General features: G+C 41.8%; 17 protein-coding genes and 1 tRNA gene. 7 read left to right on the forward strand and 11 right to left on the reverse strand.

What is annotated here, in order from left to right:
• Positions 1 to 130: 130 nt before the first annotated feature.
• The gene (locus tag DI53_RS02040) at positions 131 to 472 is read right to left on the reverse strand and encodes a DUF3467 domain-containing protein (RefSeq protein ID WP_241462347.1); all 342 of its coding nucleotides are present in this window, start codon (positions 470 to 472) and stop codon (positions 131 to 133) included.
• A gap of 63 nt (positions 473 to 535) precedes the next feature.
• Positions 536 to 1,654, reverse strand: coding sequence for a M42 family metallopeptidase (locus DI53_RS02045; RefSeq protein WP_037494804.1), 1,119 nt, complete (start codon positions 1,652 to 1,654; stop codon positions 536 to 538).
• 140 nt (positions 1,655 to 1,794) lie between these two features.
• Between DI53_RS02045 and lgt the strand changes: the two genes are divergently transcribed.
• Together lgt and DI53_RS02055 are read left to right on the forward strand one after the other, a co-directional pair.
• Positions 1,795 to 2,619 (forward strand): prolipoprotein diacylglyceryl transferase, encoded by an 825-nt coding sequence (gene lgt, locus DI53_RS02050; RefSeq protein ID WP_037494806.1) that lies wholly within the window; start codon positions 1,795 to 1,797, stop codon positions 2,617 to 2,619.
• A gap of 49 nt (positions 2,620 to 2,668) precedes the next feature.
• The gene (locus tag DI53_RS02055; protein ID WP_037494808.1) at positions 2,669 to 3,874 is read left to right on the forward strand and encodes a multidrug effflux MFS transporter; all 1,206 of its coding nucleotides are present in this window, start codon (positions 2,669 to 2,671) and stop codon (positions 3,872 to 3,874) included.
• Between the two features lie 39 nt (positions 3,875 to 3,913).
• On the opposite strand, the gene aroQ is transcribed toward DI53_RS02055, so the two are convergent.
• Together aroQ and DI53_RS02065 are read right to left on the reverse strand one after the other, a co-directional pair.
• Complete coding sequence (gene aroQ / locus DI53_RS02060) at positions 3,914 to 4,330, reverse strand: type II 3-dehydroquinate dehydratase (protein WP_037494810.1); 417 nt, start codon at positions 4,328 to 4,330, stop codon at positions 3,914 to 3,916.
• An 81-nt stretch (positions 4,331 to 4,411) separates the two neighbouring features.
• Complete coding sequence (locus DI53_RS02065) at positions 4,412 to 6,040, reverse strand: hypothetical protein (RefSeq protein WP_037494812.1); 1,629 nt, start codon at positions 6,038 to 6,040, stop codon at positions 4,412 to 4,414.
• Positions 6,041 to 6,241: 201 nt separating this feature from the next.
• Here DI53_RS02065 and DI53_RS02075 point away from each other — a divergent pair, with 201 nt between their 5' ends.
• Positions 6,242 to 7,660 (forward strand): glycoside hydrolase family 125 protein, encoded by a 1,419-nt coding sequence (locus DI53_RS02075; RefSeq protein WP_037494816.1) that lies wholly within the window; start codon positions 6,242 to 6,244, stop codon positions 7,658 to 7,660.
• A gap of 146 nt (positions 7,661 to 7,806) precedes the next feature.
• On the opposite strand, the gene DI53_RS02080 is transcribed toward DI53_RS02075, so the two are convergent.
• Positions 7,807 to 7,883 (reverse strand) — tRNA-Asn (locus DI53_RS02080).
• 119 nt (positions 7,884 to 8,002) lie between these two features.
• Positions 8,003 to 9,376 carry a magnesium transporter gene (mgtE, locus tag DI53_RS02085; protein WP_037494818.1) on the reverse strand — a complete coding sequence of 458 codons (1,374 nt, stop codon included), beginning with the start codon at positions 9,374 to 9,376 and terminating at the stop codon, positions 8,003 to 8,005.
• A 626-nt stretch (positions 9,377 to 10,002) separates the two neighbouring features.
• Here mgtE and DI53_RS02090 point away from each other — a divergent pair.
• Positions 10,003 to 12,810, forward strand: coding sequence for a hypothetical protein (locus DI53_RS02090; protein WP_052071968.1), 2,808 nt, complete (start codon positions 10,003 to 10,005; stop codon positions 12,808 to 12,810).
• A gap of 77 nt (positions 12,811 to 12,887) precedes the next feature.
• Here the strand turns inward: DI53_RS02090 and DI53_RS02095 are convergent, their stop codons facing one another.
• Complete coding sequence (locus DI53_RS02095) at positions 12,888 to 14,078, reverse strand: phosphoglycerate kinase (RefSeq protein WP_037494820.1); 1,191 nt, start codon at positions 14,076 to 14,078, stop codon at positions 12,888 to 12,890.
• Between the two features lie 86 nt (positions 14,079 to 14,164).
• Positions 14,165 to 15,931 carry a signal peptide peptidase SppA gene (sppA, locus tag DI53_RS02100; protein ID WP_037494822.1) on the reverse strand — a complete coding sequence of 589 codons (1,767 nt, stop codon included), beginning with the start codon at positions 15,929 to 15,931 and terminating at the stop codon, positions 14,165 to 14,167.
• An 84-nt stretch (positions 15,932 to 16,015) separates the two neighbouring features.
• Here sppA and folK point away from each other — a divergent pair, with 84 nt between their 5' ends.
• Both folK and DI53_RS02110 read left to right on the forward strand, forming a co-directional pair.
• Positions 16,016 to 16,507: a 2-amino-4-hydroxy-6-hydroxymethyldihydropteridine diphosphokinase gene (folK, locus tag DI53_RS02105; RefSeq protein ID WP_037494824.1), complete on the forward strand. Its 492-nt coding sequence runs from the start codon at positions 16,016 to 16,018 to the stop codon at positions 16,505 to 16,507.
• Entirely contained in the window at positions 16,504 to 16,860 is a 357-nt protein-coding gene (locus DI53_RS02110; RefSeq protein WP_052071970.1) for an Hpt domain-containing protein, read from the forward strand. The genes folK and DI53_RS02110 overlap by 4 nt, the downstream gene beginning before the upstream one ends.
• A 17-nt stretch (positions 16,861 to 16,877) precedes the next feature.
• Here the strand turns inward: DI53_RS02110 and DI53_RS02115 are convergent, their stop codons facing one another.
• Together DI53_RS02115 and rho are read right to left on the reverse strand one after the other, a co-directional pair.
• Entirely contained in the window at positions 16,878 to 17,552 is a 675-nt protein-coding gene (locus DI53_RS02115; protein ID WP_037494826.1) for a CDP-alcohol phosphatidyltransferase family protein, read from the reverse strand.
• Positions 17,553 to 17,618: 66 nt separating this feature from the next.
• Positions 17,619 to 19,091, reverse strand: a complete 1,473-nt coding sequence (gene rho / locus DI53_RS02120) for a transcription termination factor Rho (protein WP_037494827.1) — start codon at positions 19,089 to 19,091, stop codon at positions 17,619 to 17,621.
• A 647-nt stretch (positions 19,092 to 19,738) separates the two neighbouring features.
• Here rho and DI53_RS02125 point away from each other — a divergent pair.
• Complete coding sequence (locus DI53_RS02125) at positions 19,739 to 20,599, forward strand: N-acetylglucosamine kinase (protein ID WP_037494828.1); 861 nt, start codon at positions 19,739 to 19,741, stop codon at positions 20,597 to 20,599.
• Positions 20,600 to 20,813: 214 nt separating this feature from the next.
• On the opposite strand, the gene DI53_RS02130 is transcribed toward DI53_RS02125, so the two are convergent.
• The gene (locus DI53_RS02130; RefSeq protein WP_037494829.1) at positions 20,814 to 21,497 is read right to left on the reverse strand and encodes a metal-dependent hydrolase; all 684 of its coding nucleotides are present in this window, start codon (positions 21,495 to 21,497) and stop codon (positions 20,814 to 20,816) included.
• Positions 21,498 to 21,505: the final 8 nt, after the last annotated feature.

Below are 21,505 nucleotides of genomic sequence, written 5' to 3' on the forward strand. Positions count from 1 at the left end.
GAAGCTAAAAAAACTGTAAAAACAGAAGAAGGTGCCTTTTTAGACACCTTCTTTAAAGCCACCCCGCAAAGCAGGGAGACAATACGTTACAGAATCACCGGTAGGTGTTCATCGTAGTAAGTTTGAAGAACTACGCTTCGCCTTTAGGGCCACCAAAATTAAGTGGCAAAGTAGCATCATTCGTATTTATCGTCCCGTTACTCGCTTCAAAGCGGGTCACATTATCCTGCAAAGCACCTAACAATCTTTTTGCATGCTCTGGTGTCAACACGATACGTGATTTGACCTTTGCTTTCGGAATACCGGGCATGATGCGAATAAAATCCAGAACGAATTCTGAGTTGGAATGGGTAATGATGGCTAAATTGCTATATATCCCCTCTGCGATTTCCTCACTAAGCTCTATGCTTAATTCATTATTATCCGCTTCTTCTTTTGTATTATTTTTTAAATCCATAAAATTAACATCCATTGCGATTATCTATTTACTCTTCTTAATTATTAAATATATCAAAATTTGAACCTGCGAACGATTTTAGATTGTAAAACTTCTAAAATCTTGTCCCGCTTCGATTTTTAGAACGGTTTCGTAGATCAAGCGGATTACATTATCGACATCTTCCTTATGTATCATTTCTACCGTGGTATGCATATAGCGCAGTGGTAGGGATATCAACGCAGAAGGGACACCACCATTGGAGTAGGCAAAAGCGTCGGTATCTGTGCCTGTCCAGCGCGACGAAGCCTGGCGTTGGAATGGGATATCTTTTTCTCTCGCTACATCGATTAACAACCTGTTTAGATTAATTTGTACTGCCGGCGCATAGGATAAAACAGGACCTTTTCCACAGGCCAAATCGCCCTGCGTAATTTTGTTGATCATTGGTGTTTGCGTGTCGTGCGTTACATCGGTCACGATGGCCACATTCGGCTTGATGTAGTGTGCAATCATTTCCGCACCCCGTAGGCCGATCTCTTCCTGCACTGAATTTACAATATAAAGTCCGAAAGGAAGTTTCTTTTTGTTTTCTTTTAGCAAGCGGGCCACTTCCGCAATCATAAAGCCTCCAGCTCGGTTGTCTAACGCACGCCCCACGTAATAACGATCATTCAAAACCATAAATTCATCCTCGTAGGTAACCACGCATCCAACGTGAATTCCCATCTCTTCCACTTCTTCTTTAGAGGTCGCTCCACAATCTAGAAAGATGTTTTTAAGATTAGGTGTTTCTTCTTTCTCGCCAGAGCGTGTGTGTATAGCTGGCCATCCAAACACGGCCTTGACGAGGCCATTATCCGTATGGATGTTTACTCGTTTGGATGGGGCGATTTGATGGTCAGATCCACCGTTCCTAATCACATAAATTAGTCCATCTTTCGTGATGTAGTTGACAAACCAAGATATCTCATCAGCATGTGCTTCTATAACGACTTTGTAGGGAGCATCAGGATTTATGATCCCCATTGCTGTGCCATAGTTATCGATGTATGTTTTGTCGACAAAGGGTTTTAAATAATCGAGCCACATCCGCTGTCCCTCCCATTCAAAGCCCGTCGGGGAAGGGTTGTTTATATATTTTTCAAAAAAACTTAACGATTCCTTAGTCACAATAGGTGTATGGGTACCTGCTTCCTTCTCTTTTTTTTCTGCCATAATTCATTTTATTGTTTCGCACATAGTTCATTGTGCCGCTTTGTCAAATTTAAAAATTTCCAGCACCTTTTGGTAAGAAATTCGTTGTACTATGGATTTTATCTAGGATAACCTTATATTTACCGACACAATTTATGACTATGCACGCAATATTAAATGTTATCCATTGGAATATCGACCCAGTGATTTTTGAGGTGGGCTCGTTCGGTCTGCGCTATTATGCATTATGCTTTCTTGCTGCATTTGTTGTGTCCTACGTGCTCATGCTTAAGATTTTTACACGGGAAGGAAAATCACAGGAATTGCTGGATCAACTTAGTATCTATATTTTCTTAGGCACACTTATCGGCGCGCGCTTGGGACATTGTCTTTTTTACGAGTTTGATTATTATATTCAACATCCGCTGGAAATGATTCTACCATTCCGTATGAATAATGGAAGTTTCGAACTGACGGGATTTCAAGGTTTAGCCAGTCATGGAGGTGCTATCGGGATCTTAACAGCACTGTTCTTGTTTTCTAGAAAAACCAAGACAAATTTTATATGGATAGCAGATCGTTTAGTTCTGGTTGTACCGCTTGCAGGCGCTTTCGTACGTATTGGAAATTTCTTCAATTCGGAAATTGTAGGGTTGCCATCTACCTTGCCGTGGGCGGTGGTCTTTGAGAAAAATGATCTTGTTCCGCGTCACCCAGCTCAATTGTATGAGGCAATCGCTTATATCATCATCTTTTTGATCTTATGGTCGATGTATCAGAAAAATGCGAAACCAAAGCCTGGCTATCTATTTGGCATCTTCCTCGTGCTACTCTTTGGAGCACGTTTCTTCCTGGAATTTTTTAAAGAAAACCAAGAGGCATTTGAAGAAGGGATGAAATTCAACATGGGACAACTTTTAAGTATACCCTTCATGATCGGCGGGTTATATCTTATCTTCCGAAAACCCAAAGACAGTAGTAAATAAAAAGTCTTTTATCTGGCCCATCTAAAAAGATGGGCTCTTTTTTTAAGTTATGCAACGTCAACACACTTCCAATAGAACGGTCATCTTACTCATCTTGGGTCTTTTATCTGCAGTAGGCCCGTTCTCCATAGACATGTATCTTCCTGCTTTTCAAACGATAGCAAATGATTTCAATATTCCAGTAGATAAGGTACAACTATCTCTAACAAGCTTTTTTATCGGCATCGCCTTTGGGCAGTTGATCTACGGTCCTCTCCTCGACAAATATGGACGAAAAAAGCCGTTGCTGGTAGGCTTACTTATTTATATCGTCGCTACACTTCTATGTATCATGACGCGTGATATAGAACACCTGATTGCGCTCAGGTTCTTACAAGCGCTGGGCAGCTGCGCGGGCATGGTTGCATCTCGCGCGATGATTCAAGACTACTACGAGCCTCGCGAAGCTGCGCGCGTCTTTAGCCTGCTCATGCTGGTTATCGCCATATCGCCCATTTTGGCTCCTAGTGCTGGCGCTTTGTTGTTAAATCATTTGGATTGGCATTATATCTTTGTTTCGCTACTTGCGATCGGCATCATCATCCTTGTAGCTACATACTTCTACCTTCCAGAGTCCTACAAGGGTTCGGCAGATTTTTCGCTTCGCCCGAAAGCGATTGTAGGAAAATTTTGGGAGGTGTTGACAAACAAAACATTCCTGATTTATTGCTTGGTCGGCTCCATTGCGTCGTCGGGTCTGTATGCCTATCTCGCGGGCTCATCATTTGTGATGCAGCAACATTACGGTTTGTCGCAAACGCAATACGGACTAGCTTTTGCATTTGTTGCATCGGCCATGATTTTTGCCACACAGGTAAACCGTGCGCTTCTGAAAAAGTGCAGTAGCCCGCAAATAAGCAAAATAGCAAACATTTGGCAGTCGCTCATCGCGCTACTTATGTTTGCCGGTTTACTAACAGACACATTGAATTTTCCGATCTTGCTGGGTTTGATTTTTTGCTACTTATTAGGCCATGGTTTTATTTTTCCAAACACCTCAGCTATGGCTTTATCACCATTTAAAGCCTTGGCAGGTAGCGCCTCAGCCTTGCTGGGTTGTGTCCAAATGGCTATCGGGGCTTTAACATCAGGCTTGGTAAGCTTTTTCCATAATGGAACGATCTTTCCTATGGTCATCGTAATGGGCGTGGCAGCGCTATTATCGCTTTTTATACATTTTTTTGGAGGCAAATCAGCCGATACGGCGGCATTTTGATGCGAAAAGCTGGATTGAGCGGCAATCGCTCGGAATTCGCTAAACGAAACTGTGAATAGCCAACTTGTAGCTATTCAACCCAAAGCCGCATATCACGCCTACGCAATTTTTAGCTAAATAAGAATGGTGTCTAAAGGTTTCCCGTTGGTGTACATTGGAAATATGCACTTCAACGACTGGTGTTTTTATTCCGGCAATAGCGTCTCCTATCGCAACAGAGGTATGTGTAAATGCACCAGCATTTAAGATCACCCCATCATACGAAAAGCCTACCTCATGCAGCTTATCAATGATAGCCCCCTCGTGGTTACTTTGATAATAGTGAAGTTCGAGCTCCTGGAAATCGCCTTTCAACCCTTCGAAATACGAAATAAAATCCTGGTTACCATAAATACTAGTTTCGCGGACACCAAGCAGATTGAGGTTTGGTCCATTTATGATTATGATTTTTTTCATCCTCTTGAATTGTTCTTTATTTTATGGGTGGAAAGCTGATGTAGCTTTAAACATCTTGCCCGATAAAGATAGTAATATCCGCTATATATCGCCATAGAAATTACGGAAAGATGAGCGCAGTCCGAGGCTAATCACGCCTGATTTTTGTGTGCTCGCATCTTTTACGTAGTTGTAACGTTGCGTATAACCTAATTCAAAACGAAGATTATATTTTGGATTCAATACATAGGCCGCCCTCGCATCTACAAAGTAAAGATCGTTTCGTACCCCCTGCCCGATGGAATTGCCAAAAAAGTCAGGTATATTATTGTAAGACTGAAAAATATCCCCGCCCATGTTGATTCCACTTTCTGGATCCGTGCCGTAACGACTGTAAACGCCTTGCAGCGAGAAGTCAAAGCGATTCCAAGAATAGTTCACTATACCCACTATCTCTTTGAAATTCGCACCACGCGGGTGCGCTAGTGGTTCACCGTGGTTACTATAGTTTGATATAGATGTAAAGTGTTGATAGGTGTATGGCCTGACTACATTATATTCTAATAAATAATTCAGGTTTTTAACTTTAAAAGCATCATAGCCGCGAATACCTATCTGCGTACCCCATTTATTGTGTGCATATCCCCTGCCGCCAAAAAACTCGCTCGCGGTAAATTCACCTAGCAAAAACTGTCCATAAGCAGTCAGCGTATTAAATACTTTGTATTTCGCATTTAATCCCAAAAACATTTTATCGGGTGACGTGCTATTGTTGGACTCGATAGGGCGGATAAACATAATCGGATTGATGTAGTTAAAATCGAATCCGCGGTAGCCCGCCTGGTTTCTGTTTGCCCAAACGACAGCTTGAAAAAAGCCGATGGAAAGGCGGTTTGTAGCGTTGTAATCCAAATACTGGAATGCTGCCCATTTTTTTCCATCGCCAAATTGGTTTCCCGTGTTTAGCGAATCTAACCGTGGGTTGCTAGGATCATTCATATATGCCCAAATCGACGTATATTGCACATTCCCGATCTTACCCGTAAACCTAACCTGGGCATAGTTCGAAGAGAAATCTGATAAAAGCAACGAGCGGTAGCCATCTCCAATATGGTTTTTATCGTATGCTACCGTTGCCTCGAAATAATCGTTGAAGGCGTAGGTCAGATTCACGGTACCGTAAAGCCATTCTTTTTGGTTACCGCTTCGATGATGCACCGTACCCTGCCCTGGAACGACTTGGTTCACATCCATGTATTCCGATAGATAGTTTGGGAATACGCCGCGGTTTGCAAATATATTGGCAAACAAGGTCAACTTATCCTTGTGCTGCCAGCCCAATTGCAGACCCAATGTGCTTAACGAGGTTGTGCGCCTGTCATCTGCAATCAAATCCTTTCCAATAACAAAATCAGGCAAAAAGTCCATAAATAATTGGTCATCCCCCTTGTCAATATCAACGAGATGCTCGTTAAAGATTTTGCGTAACAGAAGATTCTCAGACTGGACTGGATAGAGCGACTGCAAGGAATCAAATTTTAATAGCAACTCATCTTTAAATAATAAAGGTTTCGATGCTGTATGCAATCTGGTATTTGGGGAGTATAGTAGTTCGTTATATTTCTGATAATGTTGATAGGAGTAGGTTTGGTTCTTCACCTGTCCTTTCACTGGCTGGAATGTAAAAAGACCGAGTCCAACGAAAAGAACTAAAATGTAGATTTGATTCATATAAGTCTTGCGTAAATTGCGATTGTATATAACAATTATTATTCCTAAAATACCGGAAGACAAAAGTAGGCATATTTTTCGACCAGAAGGCGAGCCAAATGAGCAAACGCATGACGGTGCTAAAACGTTTATGTTGTCTTACTTTTCCATTTTATTTGCTATATTGGGCACTGATAACCAAAAAACAAGAATCGCTATAACATGAAACGTAGAACCTTTCTAAAAACTGCGGGAGCCCTAGGTGCCGGTGCAATGGCTAGCAAATTTTCATTTGCAGCTCCCTATAATACTTTTCCAACCGTTAGGGTTACCGCTGACAAACGTCATTTTTCCAGTAAAATTATAGAAGCCACCATTGCGGAGTTCCAAAAGAAAGTAAAAAATCCTGAACTTGGATGGCTTTTTAATAACTGCTTTCCGAATACGCTAGATACCACAGTATACGACGAGTCTACAGCAAACAAAAAATTGACTTATGTCATCACGGGCGATATTGACGCGATGTGGTTAAGAGATAGTAGCGCACAGGTTTGGCCATATCTCCAATTTATGAAAAAGGACCGCAAGCTGCAGGATCTTATATTGGGTTTGATCAATAAGCAGGCACAATGCGTCAATATCGATCCTTATGCCAATGCTTTTTATAACGACCCAGCAAAGAAAGGCGAATGGTTTAGCGACCATACCGATATGAAACCGGGTATACATGAGCGCAAATGGGAAATTGATTCTTTATGCTACCCTATACGACTGGCCTACCACTATTGGAAGGAAACAAATGATGCTACACCTTTTGATGCAGAATGGGTGAAGGCACAAGAGAATACGTATAAGACGTTTGTCGAACAACAGCGTAAAGAAAGCGTAGGGCCTTATGTATTTGGCCGTACCACATCACGAGGATCTGACACCCTGCAGGTTGACGGTTTGGGATATCCGGTTAATCCTGTAGGCTTAATATGCTCTGCATTTAGGCCGTCTGATGATTCCTCCATCTTTATGTTTCTGATTCCTTCAAACCTTTTTGCCGTGACAAGCCTACGCCAATCCGCGGAAATTTTGCGAAAGGTAAAAAACAATACCGATCTGGCTGGAAAAATGGAAGCTTTAGCACAGGAAGTTGAAACCGCAGTGAATCGCTACGGTATTGTCGATCATCCGGAGCATGGACGTATCTACGCATTTGAGGTAGATGGCTACGGTAGTTACCTGATGATGGATGACGCGAACGTACCTTCGCTTTTAGCGCTTCCTTACCTTGGTGCGGTCGACGTTAATGACGAAGTTTACCAACGTACACGAAACTTTGTACTGTCAGAAAAAAATCCATTCTTCTTCAAAGGTACCGCAGCAGAAGGAATTGGCGGTCCGCATATTGGTCGTGACATGATCTGGCCGATGGCTATTATTATGCGTGCATTTACCTCTACAGACGACAAGGAGGTTAAAAACTGCATTGAGACGCTTCGAAAAACACACGGTGACACCGGTTTTATGCATGAGTCATTTCATAAAGATGATCCAAAAAAATATACACGGCACTGGTTCGCCTGGACAAATACGCTATTCGGCGAACTGCTTTGGAAGACTTACAAAGAAAAACCACAGTTGTTGGTTTAGCAATTTGCAATAAGCTTGCAATTTAAACGAATAAAAAATGCGGAGATCAACTTCGCATTTTTTTGTTTACCACAAAAACTAGCAGCTCAATTTCGCATAAAAACCAAAAAGCTGTTTTTCTTGTCGAAAAACAGCTTTTCTTTTTTTGGCTCCTGAAGCTGGGCTCGAACCAGCGACCCTCTGATTAACAGTCAGATGCTCTAACCTGCTGAGCTATTCAGGAATTTTTTGAAGCGGTCAACTCCGTTTCAGTGATGCAATTATCGGAAGTTTTACTGAACCCTGCAAATATTTTAAAGCTTAAAAATACAACTCGCTCACATACAAGGACATTTTTTTTAACTAAATTAATATCCCTCCCAAAATCATTGTGGCAATGGTAAAATAAATAATCAAACCTGTCACATCCACCAACGTGGAAACGAAAGGCGCGGACGAGCTGGCTGGATCGGCACCCATTTTGCGTAGCACAAATGGCAGCATAGAGCCCACGACAGACCCCCACAAGACCACGCCCACCAGTGAAAATGCAATAGCCAAGCCATACATCACCCAAGCATCGCCGTAGCCTCCTGTAAACGCCTCTTCAACCGAGATACGAAAAAAGCCCATTGTACCTAAGATCAAACCCAAGAAAAATCCAGAAAGTATTTCCCTGCGCATCACGAGCCACCAATCGCGTAAGGTCACTTCGCCCATTGCCATCGCCTGGATAATCAGGGTGGACGCTTGGGAACCGCTATTACCGCCACTGGACATAATAAGCGGCATCAATAAGACTAAAATAGTGGTTAAACGGTCTTCGTAAAATTTAAGCACGTTAAACGTGAGCAGTTGCCCTAGGAAAAGCACAATAAGCCATCCTCCGCGCTTTTTCACTAAGTGAAAGATAGAGACATCCAGATAGGGCTCATCAAGGGCCTCAGTACCCCCTATTCGTTGCATATCCTCCGTATACTCTTCATTAGCCACCCAGAGTATATCATCGATAGTCACCATCCCTAGCATAATACCCTGTTCATCCACAACAGGAAGAGCGACCCGATTGTTCATCCTAAAGACATTCACCGCCTCCTCCTGTGGATCGTTCGCACGGAGTGAAATCAATCTGTTATCGATCAAGTCCTCAACCTTCGTTCCTGGATCGGAAACCAATATGTCTCGAATCTTAATATCGTCCATCAACCGCCCCTCTTTATCGATGACATACAATACATCGATCGTCTCCGAAGCATCACCATATCTGCGGATATGTTCGAGAATTCGCGGGATGTCCCAATGCGGTTTTACAGTGATGTAATCAGGAGTCATTAAACGTCCTACACTATCTTCCGGATAGCCGAGTAAGGAGAGCGCTTCCTTCCGTTCTTCCGGCGATAGCATAATGATCAAATGCTTTACTACATCACCTTTTAATTCACTAAAAAAAGAAGTACGATCATCCGGAGGCATCTCGTTAATTAGCTCCCGAGCCTTGCTTGCCGACAGCTTTTTGAAAATACGTTCTTGAGTGGGGAAATCTAGGATACTGAATACATGAACGGCCCGATTGATGTTGAGGGTTTCGATAAAAAGGGCGGCATGTTCTGGAAGCTCATCAATGAGCTCTTCCACATCGGAAATATTCTGCTCATTAAGGAAATCTTGAAGCTCCGAGATTTGATCAGACGCTATCCATTTCTCAACAAGCTCCACTTGCATTTCTAGTTCTTCCATAACACACTATAAAATTTAATCCTACATGGGTATTGTTCGTTTGCAGCAAAAGTCGACTTTTTAGTTGGAAATTACTAATTCTTTTTTGTGCCGATAGTGGCCAATTATAGATAACAATTCCATCGAAAAACAGTTTGACTTTGGGAGACCAACCACTTCTTCAAAGCGCCATTATGTCACCCATACAGCATAGCTCTTAGAAATACCCAAACTTCCCAATTTATGAATTTTGGACCGGTGTCGTTTTGGGCGCTACACGAATGGTGAAAACTTAAATGGAAGACATCGGCTAATATTTGATCTTGTAAAATTGCGTACTGATGCCTAACATCAAAACTGAGCGTTTTCAATAATAGCTATACGATCAAAAACAATTTATTTTAGCTATCTTGTTTTCCGATTTAAATATGGTAGAACAGACCCTAATAAAATGGAATGCGATCGATTTACAAAATGCAATGGTAAGAAAAATAACAGGAAAACACATTCAAATATAAGGATTTTAAAACAAACATATTCGTAACATAATCAGATATTTAAAAACTATTATTTAAACATTAAATTTATAATAATTGACAGATTCATACTAAAATAATTAGCAAACCAATTAACACCTATATTTATAAATGAATAAAACACTCATTACCAGGATATTAATATCTATAGCAATCTGTATTAGTTCAGATAAGCTGATGGGTCAAATTATCGATAACGAACAAGCGCATTCCTCCATAAAATGGAGGCAAATAAAAACCGAAAACTATCGTCTCATTTTCCCTAATACGTTTGATAGCGCTGCAATAAAACTTGCTTCCCAACTCCCCTCTCTCCGTATAAAAAGCAGTGGTGATTTACGTAAAAACCCAAGAACTATCACGCTAATTCTTCAGGGAAACCACTTAAGTCAAAATGGATATGTACAGCTTGCACCACGGAAATCCGAATTTTTCCCGGTCCCTTCGTCCACCGCTGACAACCAGGAATGGCTACCAAACTTAGCTTTACACGAACTTCGACATGTCGCCCAGTTTGACAAATTGACAGGACGAATAAGGGGGCCATTTTTTGAACAACTTGCGTTGGCTTTATATGCTTTGAATCTGCCAGCCTGGTATTTTGAGGGTGATGCTGTACAGATTGAAACTATACACAGCGCTGGCGGTCGAGGGAGGCTCCCCTCTTGGGAAATGCCAATCCGTGCAAACGTACTGTCAGGAGAAAAGTATGATTTCAATAAATACGTGCTTGGATCTTTCAAGGATAATGTGCCTTCACACTATAGCATAGGGATGTTTATAAACACCTATCTCACCAATCAACATGGAATCGAAAGCCACGAAAAAATAATGGAAGAGATGCGTACGAAATTACTTCGGCCATTTAATTTCCAGCGCGCCTTTAAGCATGCATCCGGACTAACACCAAGCAAAATGTTTAAGGAGATGATGAACGAAAGGGAAGGCTTTTGGAAGACAAACGATGATGTAAATTCAATACATAATGAAATAAAAACTAAAAAAAGTAGATATCCTAGTGACTATATCTTACCTCAGCTGGGTAACAACAACAGCTTATATGTGTTAAAATCTAGCCCCCAATCAATCAATGAAATTATCAGGATTGACAACGACGGGCACGAATACGCGGTAGCAAAAACTGGGATTCAGATAACACCCTATTTTCATATAAGAGATAAGCAAATTGCTTGGGACGAATACAGAAAAGACGCCCGCTTTGGCAAGCAGACCTACAATGTAATTAATATCCTGGACCTACCGACCGGGAAATTGAGAACTATCACACATAAATCCAGATACTATTCACCGGCCCTGCATCCCACAAAAGACGTTGCCGCTGTGGTAGAAGTTGATGAGGCAAATCGAAGTTATTTAGTTTTGTTGGATACAGAAAACGGCAAGGCTATAGCTCGTAAAACTGTACCGAAAGGTATGCATATACAGCAACCAAAGTTTAATAGCACGGGCGATAAGGTTATTGTGCTTGCGGTCGCGGCGGAAGGAACGAACTTATTAGAAATTGAGCTGGAAGGCAATAGACAACGACTTCGGCTAGCATGGGGTAATCAACAGTTGGAACGACCGTTTTACGTAGGCGATGACGTGTTTTTCAAGGCACATTTCGATGGAATAGATAACATCTATCGTCTCGATCAAAGTGGAACTACCTATAAAGTGACAGATGCACGCTTCGGCGCCTTTAACGCGTCTCACGGAGCTGATAGCATGCTACTATTTAATGATTACCGCTACAATGGTTATAAGCTCGCCAGCCAAAAATTAACAACGGGCACAAGCGACTTTACACAGCAGGTACAGCTTTATGCGCAACCAACTATTGATCAAATCAATGATGAACAAACACTGGCGACTACTGACAGTCTATTTCAGGTGACTCGATACAGTCCTACGGCAAACTTAGTCAACTTTCATAGTCTATCGATAAGCAGCACAAACTTTGAAAGCTTTGATAATTATATCCCGGGCGTTTTCTGGCTATCCAATGATGTTTTAAATACCAGTCAGATTAAATTGGGTTATGAGTATGATCCAAACATATCAAAAAGTATATATTCCGCTGAAGTATCTTACAGAAGATATTTACCTGTATTTACCGCCCGATACGCTAACCGTGGCTTAGTAGGCAATGCGGTCAGCAGTAATCAGCCTGGGCAAGTTATTATGTACGACTACAGAGATCATCATGCGACATTCGATATCGCCATACCACTGTCCGTATATCGGCAAAACACGGTCTACAGCTATGGGGTGAATTTCGGAACCTCCTATACGAAGCGTTACGATATGAGTATAGCCTTACGAAATTTCAATGAAACCATCGCGTTTCCATTAAACTACCAAGCCTACTTCAATCGAAATAGTATGCGGAGCAGAATGGACCTCGCGCCGCGCTGGGGACAAAATATCAGTTTGACGTATAGGCACCTCCCCTTCGAAAAGCAGATCAGCGGGCAGGTTCTGTCGGTGCGGACAAACTTTTACTTGCCTGGTATTTCAAGTAACCATAGCCTGCAATTGCGCGTAGCAGCACAAAGAAGCAGTGGACGATACGAAGGCGTATACGATATCCCGATGGTATCTGGCTGGGGAAACTTCTCTTCACCGATAGTGACCAATACGGTTTTGGTAAACTACAGACTTCCGCTCTTCTACCCAGATTGGAGCATCGGATCAGTAGCCTACATTAAACGTTTTCAGGGTCTGTTATTTTCCGACTTCCAAAATATCCATGAATCCTCATCTCCAAAGAGCTTTGGCATTGGTATATCGGCAGACTTTAACGTATTCCGGTATGTTTTGCCTGATGTGAATGTCGCAGCACGACTTGCCTATATAAATGACGCAAGCGCTACACGTAAAATTATGCCGACGTTTGGACTGAGCTACACCTATTGATGCGAACTGGAAATAATTAAGAAAGCCGTAACAACTACTTGCTACGGCTCTCGTTTTATTATGTATCGTAAGAAAAATTAGTCGTTCAATGCCTGAACGCCTGGCAAAGCTTTGCCTTCCATATACTCTAGCAACGCACCGCCGCCCGTGCTTACGTAGCTCACATGCTCAGTCATTCCAAACTTTGAAACGGCTGCCGCAGAATCACCACCGCCTATTAAGGAAAACGCGCCACGCTCTGTAGCGGCAACTACTGCATCAGCAACAGCCTTTGTTCCTTTTGCAAAGGTATCGAATTCGAATACGCCCATGGGTCCGTTCCAAAGCAGCGTATTTGATGCACCTATTACTTCCGCGAAATGCGCGGAAGATTCTGGGCCAATATCAAGTCCTTCCTTATCTGCCGGGATAGCGTCATTCGGCCCGTCATAGGTAGGCGAATCTTCGGCAAACTTATCCGCAATTTGTGCATCTGTAGGCAGTACCAAGTTTACACCTTTTTCATCCGCTTTTTTAACCAACTCATTCGCAAGGTCCAATTTATCATTCTCGACCAACGATTTACCAATTTCACCCCCACGGGCTTTAATAAACGTGTAAGCCATACCCCCGCCAATAATGAGATTGTCAACCTTATCCAGCAAGGCCTCGATTAATTGGATTTTATCAGACACCTTTGCACCGCCCATAATCGCCGTAAACGGACGATTAGGCTTATTCAACACTTTCTCCGCATTATTGATTTCGGCAGCGAGCAACTGTCCAGCAAATTTATTCCCAGGGAAAAACTCTGCTACAATAGCGGTAGAAGCATGCGCGCGGTGTGCCGTGCCGAAAGCATCGTTCACATACACGTCACCAAGTTTTGCTAATTTCTCAGCAAAGTCCTTATCTCCTTTTTCCTCTTCTTTATAAAAGCGAAGGTTTTCTAACAAAAGCACCTCACCCGCCTTCAAATTAGCGCTTTTCTCAGCTGCTTCCTCCCCTATGCAATCATTCGCGAATTGAACATCAACACCTAGCACAGATGAAAGATGCGATACGATATGCTTTAGCGAATACTTGTCGGTAGGACCGTCTTTTGGGCGTCCTAAGTGTGACATCAATACCACAGAACCACCGTCAGACAAAATTTTCTTGATTGTCGGAGCCGCCCCTTGGATCCGATTATCATCGGTTATATTAAAATTCTCATCTAAAGGGACATTAAAATCCACCCGAATTAATGCCTTTTTACCTGAGAAGTTTACATCATCAATAGTTTTCATATGTACTTTAAAATTTAAGTTGAACGTTACATTTCAAGCTATAAATATAAAAAAAAGGCGGGAATTGGAAAATCCCCGCCTTCAATTTATCTGATTTCAATGGTGTAGGGCATTCGCGCCTGTATACCTGATGAACGTGTAATTGTTTGCAGCTGTTCAATATACTGACGATACTCGCCAAGCTCATCTCCCAACATCCACGCCCTAATTTTTTCTTTTGACGTACCCAAAAGTGATGAAAATGGATCTTTTACGTTCGGATAGTAAACAAGCCTGTAATTCTTCAGCTTCGCTTTTGCTGCTGCCGATTTGACGGCACGCTGTATGTCGCCAACCCCATCCACTAATCCATTTTGCAGTGCTTGGCTTCCGGTCCAAACGCGGCCCTGCCCGATGCTGTCTACCGCGGAAACAGTCATACTCCGCCCTTTTGCCACTTTACCCGTAAAGGTGCCATAAATCCTATTTACTTCCGCTTGGATAATGGCCTTTTCTTCTTCACTCAATGGCTTATCCGGGGACGACATCAAACCGGCATATTTACCCGTCTTCACCTCATCAAAACGGACACCCAGTTTATTATTTAGTAAACCTTGTAAATTTGGTATTAATCCAAAAACGCCGATAGATCCGGTCAGTGTTTCTCTTTCTGCGAAGATAGAATCCGCGAGTGCTGAAATGTAATAGCCGCCGGAGGCCGCGTAATCGCCCATAGAAACAACAACAGGCTTCACGGCTTTAATAAGCTCTACTTCCCGGGCAATGATATCAGAAGCCAAGGCGGAACCACCTGGCGAATTTACACGTAAGACGACAGCCTTCACCCGATCATCTGTACGAAGTTTGCGAAGCTCCCGCGAAAAACGGTCGCCACCTATATTGTTATCAGAACCTTCACCATCGACAATATCTCCATACGCATAAACCACCGCTACCCGATCACCACTTTGCTCTTTGTTTGACGAACCTACGTAATCCAATATCGAAATAGATGGTACATCCTTCTTTTTCTCAACTTTCAAACGCTTCTTAAGCTCAGTCAATAATTCATCTTTATATAACTTTCCGTCCACAAATTTTAAACGAACCGCGTCGTCTGCGTTACGAACTAAATAATTGTCCGCAATATAACGCAAAGAATCAACCGATATCTTTCTGCCCTCCGAAACATTAGATAGAAACGATCCATACATACTTTCCAAATATGCCGTTACCTGCAACCTATTTGCTGCGCTCATCTCGTTTAATATAAAAGGCTCTACGGCCGACTTATACGTACCCACTTTGACAACCTGCATTTCTACACCCAATTTTTGCAGGGCATCTTTCACAAAAGCGATCGAGCTCGACAACCCGTTAAATTCAAGTCCGCCTTCCGGGTTTAGGTAAATTTTATCGGCTACCGAAGCTAAATAGTAGGCCTTTTGCGTATAAGAATCGCTGTACGCAACGACAAACTTTCCAGACTTCTTGAAATCCGTTAGTGCGTCGCGGATTTCCTTTAAGCTTGCCATACCGGTATTTACATAAGTTGGGTTAAGATAAATTCCCTTTATACGACTGTCGTCTTTAGCAGCCGCAATCCGCCCGATAATATCGTTTAGACCTAGTGATTTCACATCACCATAACCAGGAACATTAAGCCCATCCCACGGATTTTCACTCGTGCGCTCTGTGATTGCGTGATTTAGCGATACGTAAAGCACAGCATCAGAAGGAACATCAATTTCCTTACCGCTACCCATCTGACTAACTGTACTCATGATAAGCCCGATGATCACGGCGAAGAAAAGAACCACAACAATGCTGATTCCAGTCACAGTGGCTAATACATATTTAAAAAAAGATCTCATAATATAAATTACGTTTTAAAGACCTAATTTAAACCTTTCTTCGAAGAATTCGAAAATTATATAGATAAGGCTTATCTTTAAGCCATGAATAAGGTGTTTCTACTTTTAGGCGCTAATCTAGGGGAGCCACTTGCCCAGCTTAAAAGCGCGGTGGACGCAATAGAATATCAAATTGGCGCAGTCGAACAGAACTCCCGTATTTATGCTTCCGAGGCCTGGGGCCTGCTGGATCAACCAGCATTTCTCAACCAAGTTTTGGTAGTAAACACCGAATTTTCAGCTTTAGCCGTTTTGGACTCCATTCAGAAAATAGAAAACCAACTTGGACGGCGCAGGCTTGAAAAATGGGGCGCACGGGTAATTGATATCGATATATTATATTTTAACGAAGAAATTATCGATCATCCAAGGCTTACCATACCCCACTCTTATCTTGCACAGCGAAAATTCACGCTTATACCACTTGTAGAAGTAGCTCCAAATTTTGTACATCCTGTATTAAGACTGACCAATGAGGCCCTGCTTGCTAACTGTCAAGATCTCCTAAACGTACAACTACTAAACCTAAACCAATGAATGAAGAATATACGGTGATCGACCCTCTTACAATACAGCAAAACATGATGCAGAATACGGAGCTAATAAGGCAATTTTTAGAGCTCTATCTTGTACAGATACCAGTTGATTTTGCGGCTTTGACAGAAGCGATGGGCAATGGCCAGCAGACGGAGATATCAAGTAAGGCCCACCATATCAAACCCACTATGGAATATATTGGAGCCAGCCATCTTCGCGAACAACTTCAAGAATTGGAAACCGCTGCGAAAAATGATGCAGACATGGCTACTTTACAAAAGCTATATGCGCCCCTAAAAAAGCAATTTTCAAGCCTCCTTTCCGAAATCTCAAGATACTTGCAGAACCTTTAAATTCAAGCGGTTCAAATCTATGCTTTCTTTTGAGCGAAATGTAGAGACGAAAAGGCAATATAAGTGAGTAGAATAAACGGAAAAGCGCTAAACTTTAGGACAATAAGCAAGGCAACGGCGACTAAGAGAAAACTATATTTAAATTTATTGTCTTGCCATGCCAGCGAAGAGAGCTTCATACTGAAAAGACGAATCTCGGAGACTAATAGGTAGCTGAGTAGCGCAATAAGAGGAAGCAGAATAATCAGTGAGAAGGAAAAGGATGTATCCGCAGCGATAAAAGGCAAGGACACAACAACGAATGTATTCATGGGCGTATTAAGGCCTATAAAATCGGTAGTTTGCCGCTCATCGACATTGAATTTGGCAAGACGAAGGGCAGAAAAAACAGTCACAACAAAACCTAGGTAGGGAATGTAGGGAGAAGTTGTGGCTGATTGTAGCAACATAAATAATACGGCGCCTGGCAGGAAGCCGAAACTAACCATGTCTGCCAGCGAGTCCAGCTCCTTGCCAATAGAAGATTTCACGTGAAGCGCCCGCGCAAGCATACCATCAAAAAAGTCGAACAGCCCAGATGCAATGACACAGTAAAACATATACAGATAGGCCTCATCGAGTGCGAATAAAACAGCAAGACAGCCGGAAAAGAGATTTAGACAGGTTATTGTATTCGGAATGTGTTTTTTCATGCAATAAAAAAAGTTAAGCCACCTTTCTCACGAAAGATGGCTTAAAAATATCAAATGTTGATTGAATTAGCTATTCATACTGATCAAAAACTCTTCGTTCGATTTCGTACCACGCATCTGTGCCAGTAAAAATTCCATCGCTTCTGATGAATTCATATCGGCAAGGTGGTTACGCAATACCCACATACGTTGCAGGGTATCTCTGTCGACCAAAAGATCATCCCTACGCGTACTAGAAGCGGTCAGGTCAATTGCAGGGAAGATACGTTTGTTTGCTAACTTACGATCTAACTGAAGTTCCATGTTACCTGTTCCTTTGAACTCCTCAAAGATAACGTCGTCCATTTTCGATCCAGTATCGGTTAATGCTGTCGCTAATATCGTCAGTGAACCACCGTTTTCGATATTCCTCGCCGCTCCGAAGAAGCGTTTAGGTTTGTGCAACGCATTCGCATCAACACCACCCGATAAAATTTTACCCGATGCTGGAGCAACAGTGTTATAAGCACGCGCCAAACGTGTAATAGAGTCAAGAAGAATAACTACGTCATGGCCACATTCCACCATTCTCTTAGCTTTTTCGAGGACGATGTTTGCAATTTTCACGTGGCGATCAGCTGGCTCGTCAAATGTTGAAGAGATAACCTCCGCGCGCACATTGCGAGCCATGTCAGTAACCTCTTCCGGGCGCTCGTCGATAAGCAAGATGATCAAATACACCTCGGGATGGTTTTTTGCAATTGCATTAGCCACTTCCTTCAGCAAGTTGGTCTTACCTGTTTTCGGCTGTGCCACAATTAAACCACGTTGGCCTTTACCTATTGGTGTAAACAAATCCATAATCCGTGTAGATTGATTGCCTACGCCAAGATCCAGATTAAGTTTTTCATCTGGGAATAAAGGCGTCAGATAATCAAACGGCACGCGGTCACGAATTTCGGCTGGGTTTTGGCCATTGATCGCTTCTACACGCACCAACGGAAAATATTTCTCGCCTTCTTTCGGTGGGCGGATACATCCGCGAACATTATCACCAGTTTTCAATCCAAATAACTTGATCTGCGACTGGGAAACATAGATATCATCTGGTGACGTCAGATAATTATAATCTGAAGAACGAAGAAATCCATAGCCATCAGGCATAATTTCAAGAACACCTTCGTTTACAATAACATTATCAAAATCTGTTGGAAGCACAGGAGATGAGGGCTCGGCTTTAGGGGCGTTTTCAGTCGTCGCAACGGGTCTTGCTGACAAATCTTCTGTGGAGGAACTTTCTAGTCTTAACTCTTCGCCTGCAGGTCTTTTCGTTACTGCTACAGGTTCTGTCTTTAAGGTACGAACACGTTTTCTGGGCTTGTCAGTTTCCTCTGCTACCGGAGCCTCTACGTGTTCTTCTTGAATTGATTGCTTGGCAATAGCAGAAATGCGATCAATCAACTCTTGTTTGCGTAGTTTATCGACATCAGCGATGCCCAATACTTTTGCAATCTCGCGTAACTCCGACACGAGTTTGGTATTTAGTTCATTAATATCCATTAACTTGTTATTATGAGATATAGGATTTTTATTGCAATTTGATTTTATCCGATCTATTCTAGCATATGCTACCTAAATGCTAAGGTGAGCTAAAACTTATTTAACGATTCACTTATTGAAAGTATATAAGAGCATCTCAAACGGATAAATCTGAGAATTGGCACAAAAATAACATAAGATTTGTATATTCAAAGAAATTATATATATTTTTTTAACTCTGGAACAGATATTAGTATAAACGAACATCGTGCAAAAATGTTTTGTGTCTCTTCATATTTTTTTATTTTTTTAAACCGTATACCTATTGTTTCCGGAAAATAAAAACGCATGTGATACAGCAAACTAAAGCGTGCTACAAGCGTTCAGAAAGAATACCAAAATAATTTAGCAAATATCAACTAGTTGAAAACAGCAGTTATTGTACTAAATACACTAAGACAGGGAAAAATGTTTTGTGTATAAAAAGCGGCTTTAAAGCGATTCAAACTCACTTTTTGTATAAAAAAAAAGGTAAAGCGGTTTGGAAATACTGATTTTTCACTTTAGACATTCGTATTTCTAAACATAAAAATGTATTTTCGAGGAGATATTAGCGTTAAAAGTCAGTAAGAAAACAAACAAAATAACACAATAAAACCAAATCTATAATGATTATCATTGCGGACGGAGGGTCTACGAAAACAAACTGGTGTTTGTTAGACGACTCAAATAAAAAAATATACTTCAACACAGAGGGATACAATCCTTACTTTGTAGATAGTGAATATATTGTTAATTCATTAAAGAAGGGACTACCGGGAGATTTGCCTTTAGACAAAATTAATGAAGTAAATTATTATGGCGCAGGCGTTCACAATGCTGAAAAAGCAAAAATCGTGGAAACTGCGATGCAGAAAGTTTTCCCGAACGCAAAAGTGGAAATTGGCCACGATCTATTAGCCGCTGCACGTGCCCTGCTTGGCAATCAGGCTGGTTTTGCAGCGATATTGGGAACAGGAACAAATACATGTATCTATGATGGGCATGATATAACGCACAATATCGATTCTGCAGCTTATATATTAGGAGACGAAGGAAGCGGTAGCTTCATAGGTAAAAAATTATTGACGGACTTCATTCGTGGTTTGATGCCAGAAGATGTTGCGAAATTATTCTTTGAGACCTATAAACTTACCCCTGATGAGATTATGGACAATGTATACACCAAACCGCTTGCAAACAGATTCTGTGCTAGCTTTAGCAAATTTGTATACGATAACAATGTAAACATACAGTACACGCGTAAAATTGTTGAAGATGCCTTCGAAGCGTTTTTTAACAATTTAGTAAGTAAGTACCCCGATTATCAAAACTATACCTTCAACTGTATCGGTTCCGTGGGATATAATTTCAGAAATGTATTGGAGGAAAAAGCATCGCAATACAACATGAAGATAGGAAAGATCCTTCGTTCACCAATTGATGATCTCGTTGTATTTCATATCAATAGAGCGACAAGCAACGGCTAGTCATCAGCTAGACGATTTTAATAAAAATAATACAAAGTCCCGGATTCTTATCGAATCCGGGACTTTGTATTTGGGAACGTCTTCACGTTTGGGTTAAATAAGAAATCTCAGCGCTTAGCTCATTCATCCTTACTAAATTGACCCTCTGCCCTTGTATAACAAATGAATATGTTGCTCCGTTAAAACGCTGATGTGGTGCGGGCGAGCTGCTTCATTAAAGGATGATATCTGCCCCTATCGCAGGCAGATGCAACGCCAGGCCCTGTTCATCAAACTTTTGCTTTGCTTCTACACGATCTATACGGATGGGGGGAAACGTATCATAGTGAATACCTATTATATTCTTGCAATTAATAAAATGCGCCGCTTTGATTGCATCTTCAACATCCATGGTGTAGTGGCCGCCTATTGGCAAAAAAGCCCAATCGAGTTCCAAGTCTTCCAACAGTTTCATTTCGAGTGTCAGACCTGTATCGCCTGCAAAATATATCTTTTTTTTCCCTACAAAGAAGACGTAGCCCACGGGTACACCTGCGTAGTCTCCTTCTGGCGTGCTATTAGTATGTAAAGCATACACCATCTTTACACGTCCAAAGGGCAAATCCAACGTTCCACCAAAGTTATAATCAATTACCTTGTCTTCCGCTATGCCTTGAGCTTTAACCCAGGCCGCGGTTTCGACAATCGCAGCAACTGTAGCACCACTATTTTTTTGTATAGGAACAAGGTCTGCCACGTGATCTTGGTGGCAATGGCTTAAAAAAATATAGTCAGGCTGTATAGCCGTCACATCTATATCTTTCGCCAGCTCATTGTAGGTAATAAATGGATCTAACAGTACCTTCGTACCATTAAAATCAAATTCTACGCAAGACTGTCCATAATAGGTGACTTTCATATTTTCCT

This window comes from Sphingobacterium deserti (assembly GCF_000757725.1).
Lineage (GTDB): Bacteria > Bacteroidota > Bacteroidia > Sphingobacteriales > Sphingobacteriaceae > Sphingobacterium > Sphingobacterium deserti.

Coding starts and splice junctions, on each gene's coding strand:
- DI53_RS02040 (WP_241462347.1), bottom strand. CDS start 472: ATGGATGTTAATTTTATGGATTTAAAAAATAATACAAAAGAAGAAGCG.
- DI53_RS02045 (WP_037494804.1), bottom strand. CDS start 1,654: ATGGCAGAAAAAAAAGAGAAGGAAGCAGGTACCCATACACCTATTGTG.
- lgt (WP_037494806.1), top strand. CDS start 1,795: ATGCACGCAATATTAAATGTTATCCATTGGAATATCGACCCAGTGATT.
- DI53_RS02055 (WP_037494808.1), top strand. CDS start 2,669: ATGCAACGTCAACACACTTCCAATAGAACGGTCATCTTACTCATCTTG.
- aroQ (WP_037494810.1), bottom strand. CDS start 4,330: ATGAAAAAAATCATAATCATAAATGGACCAAACCTCAATCTGCTTGGT.
- DI53_RS02065 (WP_037494812.1), bottom strand. CDS start 6,040: ATGAATCAAATCTACATTTTAGTTCTTTTCGTTGGACTCGGTCTTTTT.
- DI53_RS02075 (WP_037494816.1), top strand. CDS start 6,242: ATGAAACGTAGAACCTTTCTAAAAACTGCGGGAGCCCTAGGTGCCGGT.
- mgtE (WP_037494818.1), bottom strand. CDS start 9,376: ATGGAAGAACTAGAAATGCAAGTGGAGCTTGTTGAGAAATGGATAGCG.
- DI53_RS02090 (WP_052071968.1), top strand. CDS start 10,003: ATGAATAAAACACTCATTACCAGGATATTAATATCTATAGCAATCTGT.
- DI53_RS02095 (WP_037494820.1), bottom strand. CDS start 14,078: ATGAAAACTATTGATGATGTAAACTTCTCAGGTAAAAAGGCATTAATT.
- sppA (WP_037494822.1), bottom strand. CDS start 15,931: ATGAGATCTTTTTTTAAATATGTATTAGCCACTGTGACTGGAATCAGC.
- folK (WP_037494824.1), top strand. CDS start 16,016: ATGAATAAGGTGTTTCTACTTTTAGGCGCTAATCTAGGGGAGCCACTT.
- DI53_RS02110 (WP_052071970.1), top strand. CDS start 16,504: ATGAATGAAGAATATACGGTGATCGACCCTCTTACAATACAGCAAAAC.
- DI53_RS02115 (WP_037494826.1), bottom strand. CDS start 17,552: ATGAAAAAACACATTCCGAATACAATAACCTGTCTAAATCTCTTTTCC.
- rho (WP_037494827.1), bottom strand. CDS start 19,091: ATGGATATTAATGAACTAAATACCAAACTCGTGTCGGAGTTACGCGAG.
- DI53_RS02125 (WP_037494828.1), top strand. CDS start 19,739: ATGATTATCATTGCGGACGGAGGGTCTACGAAAACAAACTGGTGTTTG.
- DI53_RS02130 (WP_037494829.1), bottom strand. CDS start 21,497: ATGAAAGTCACCTATTATGGACAGTCTTGCGTAGAATTTGATTTTAAT.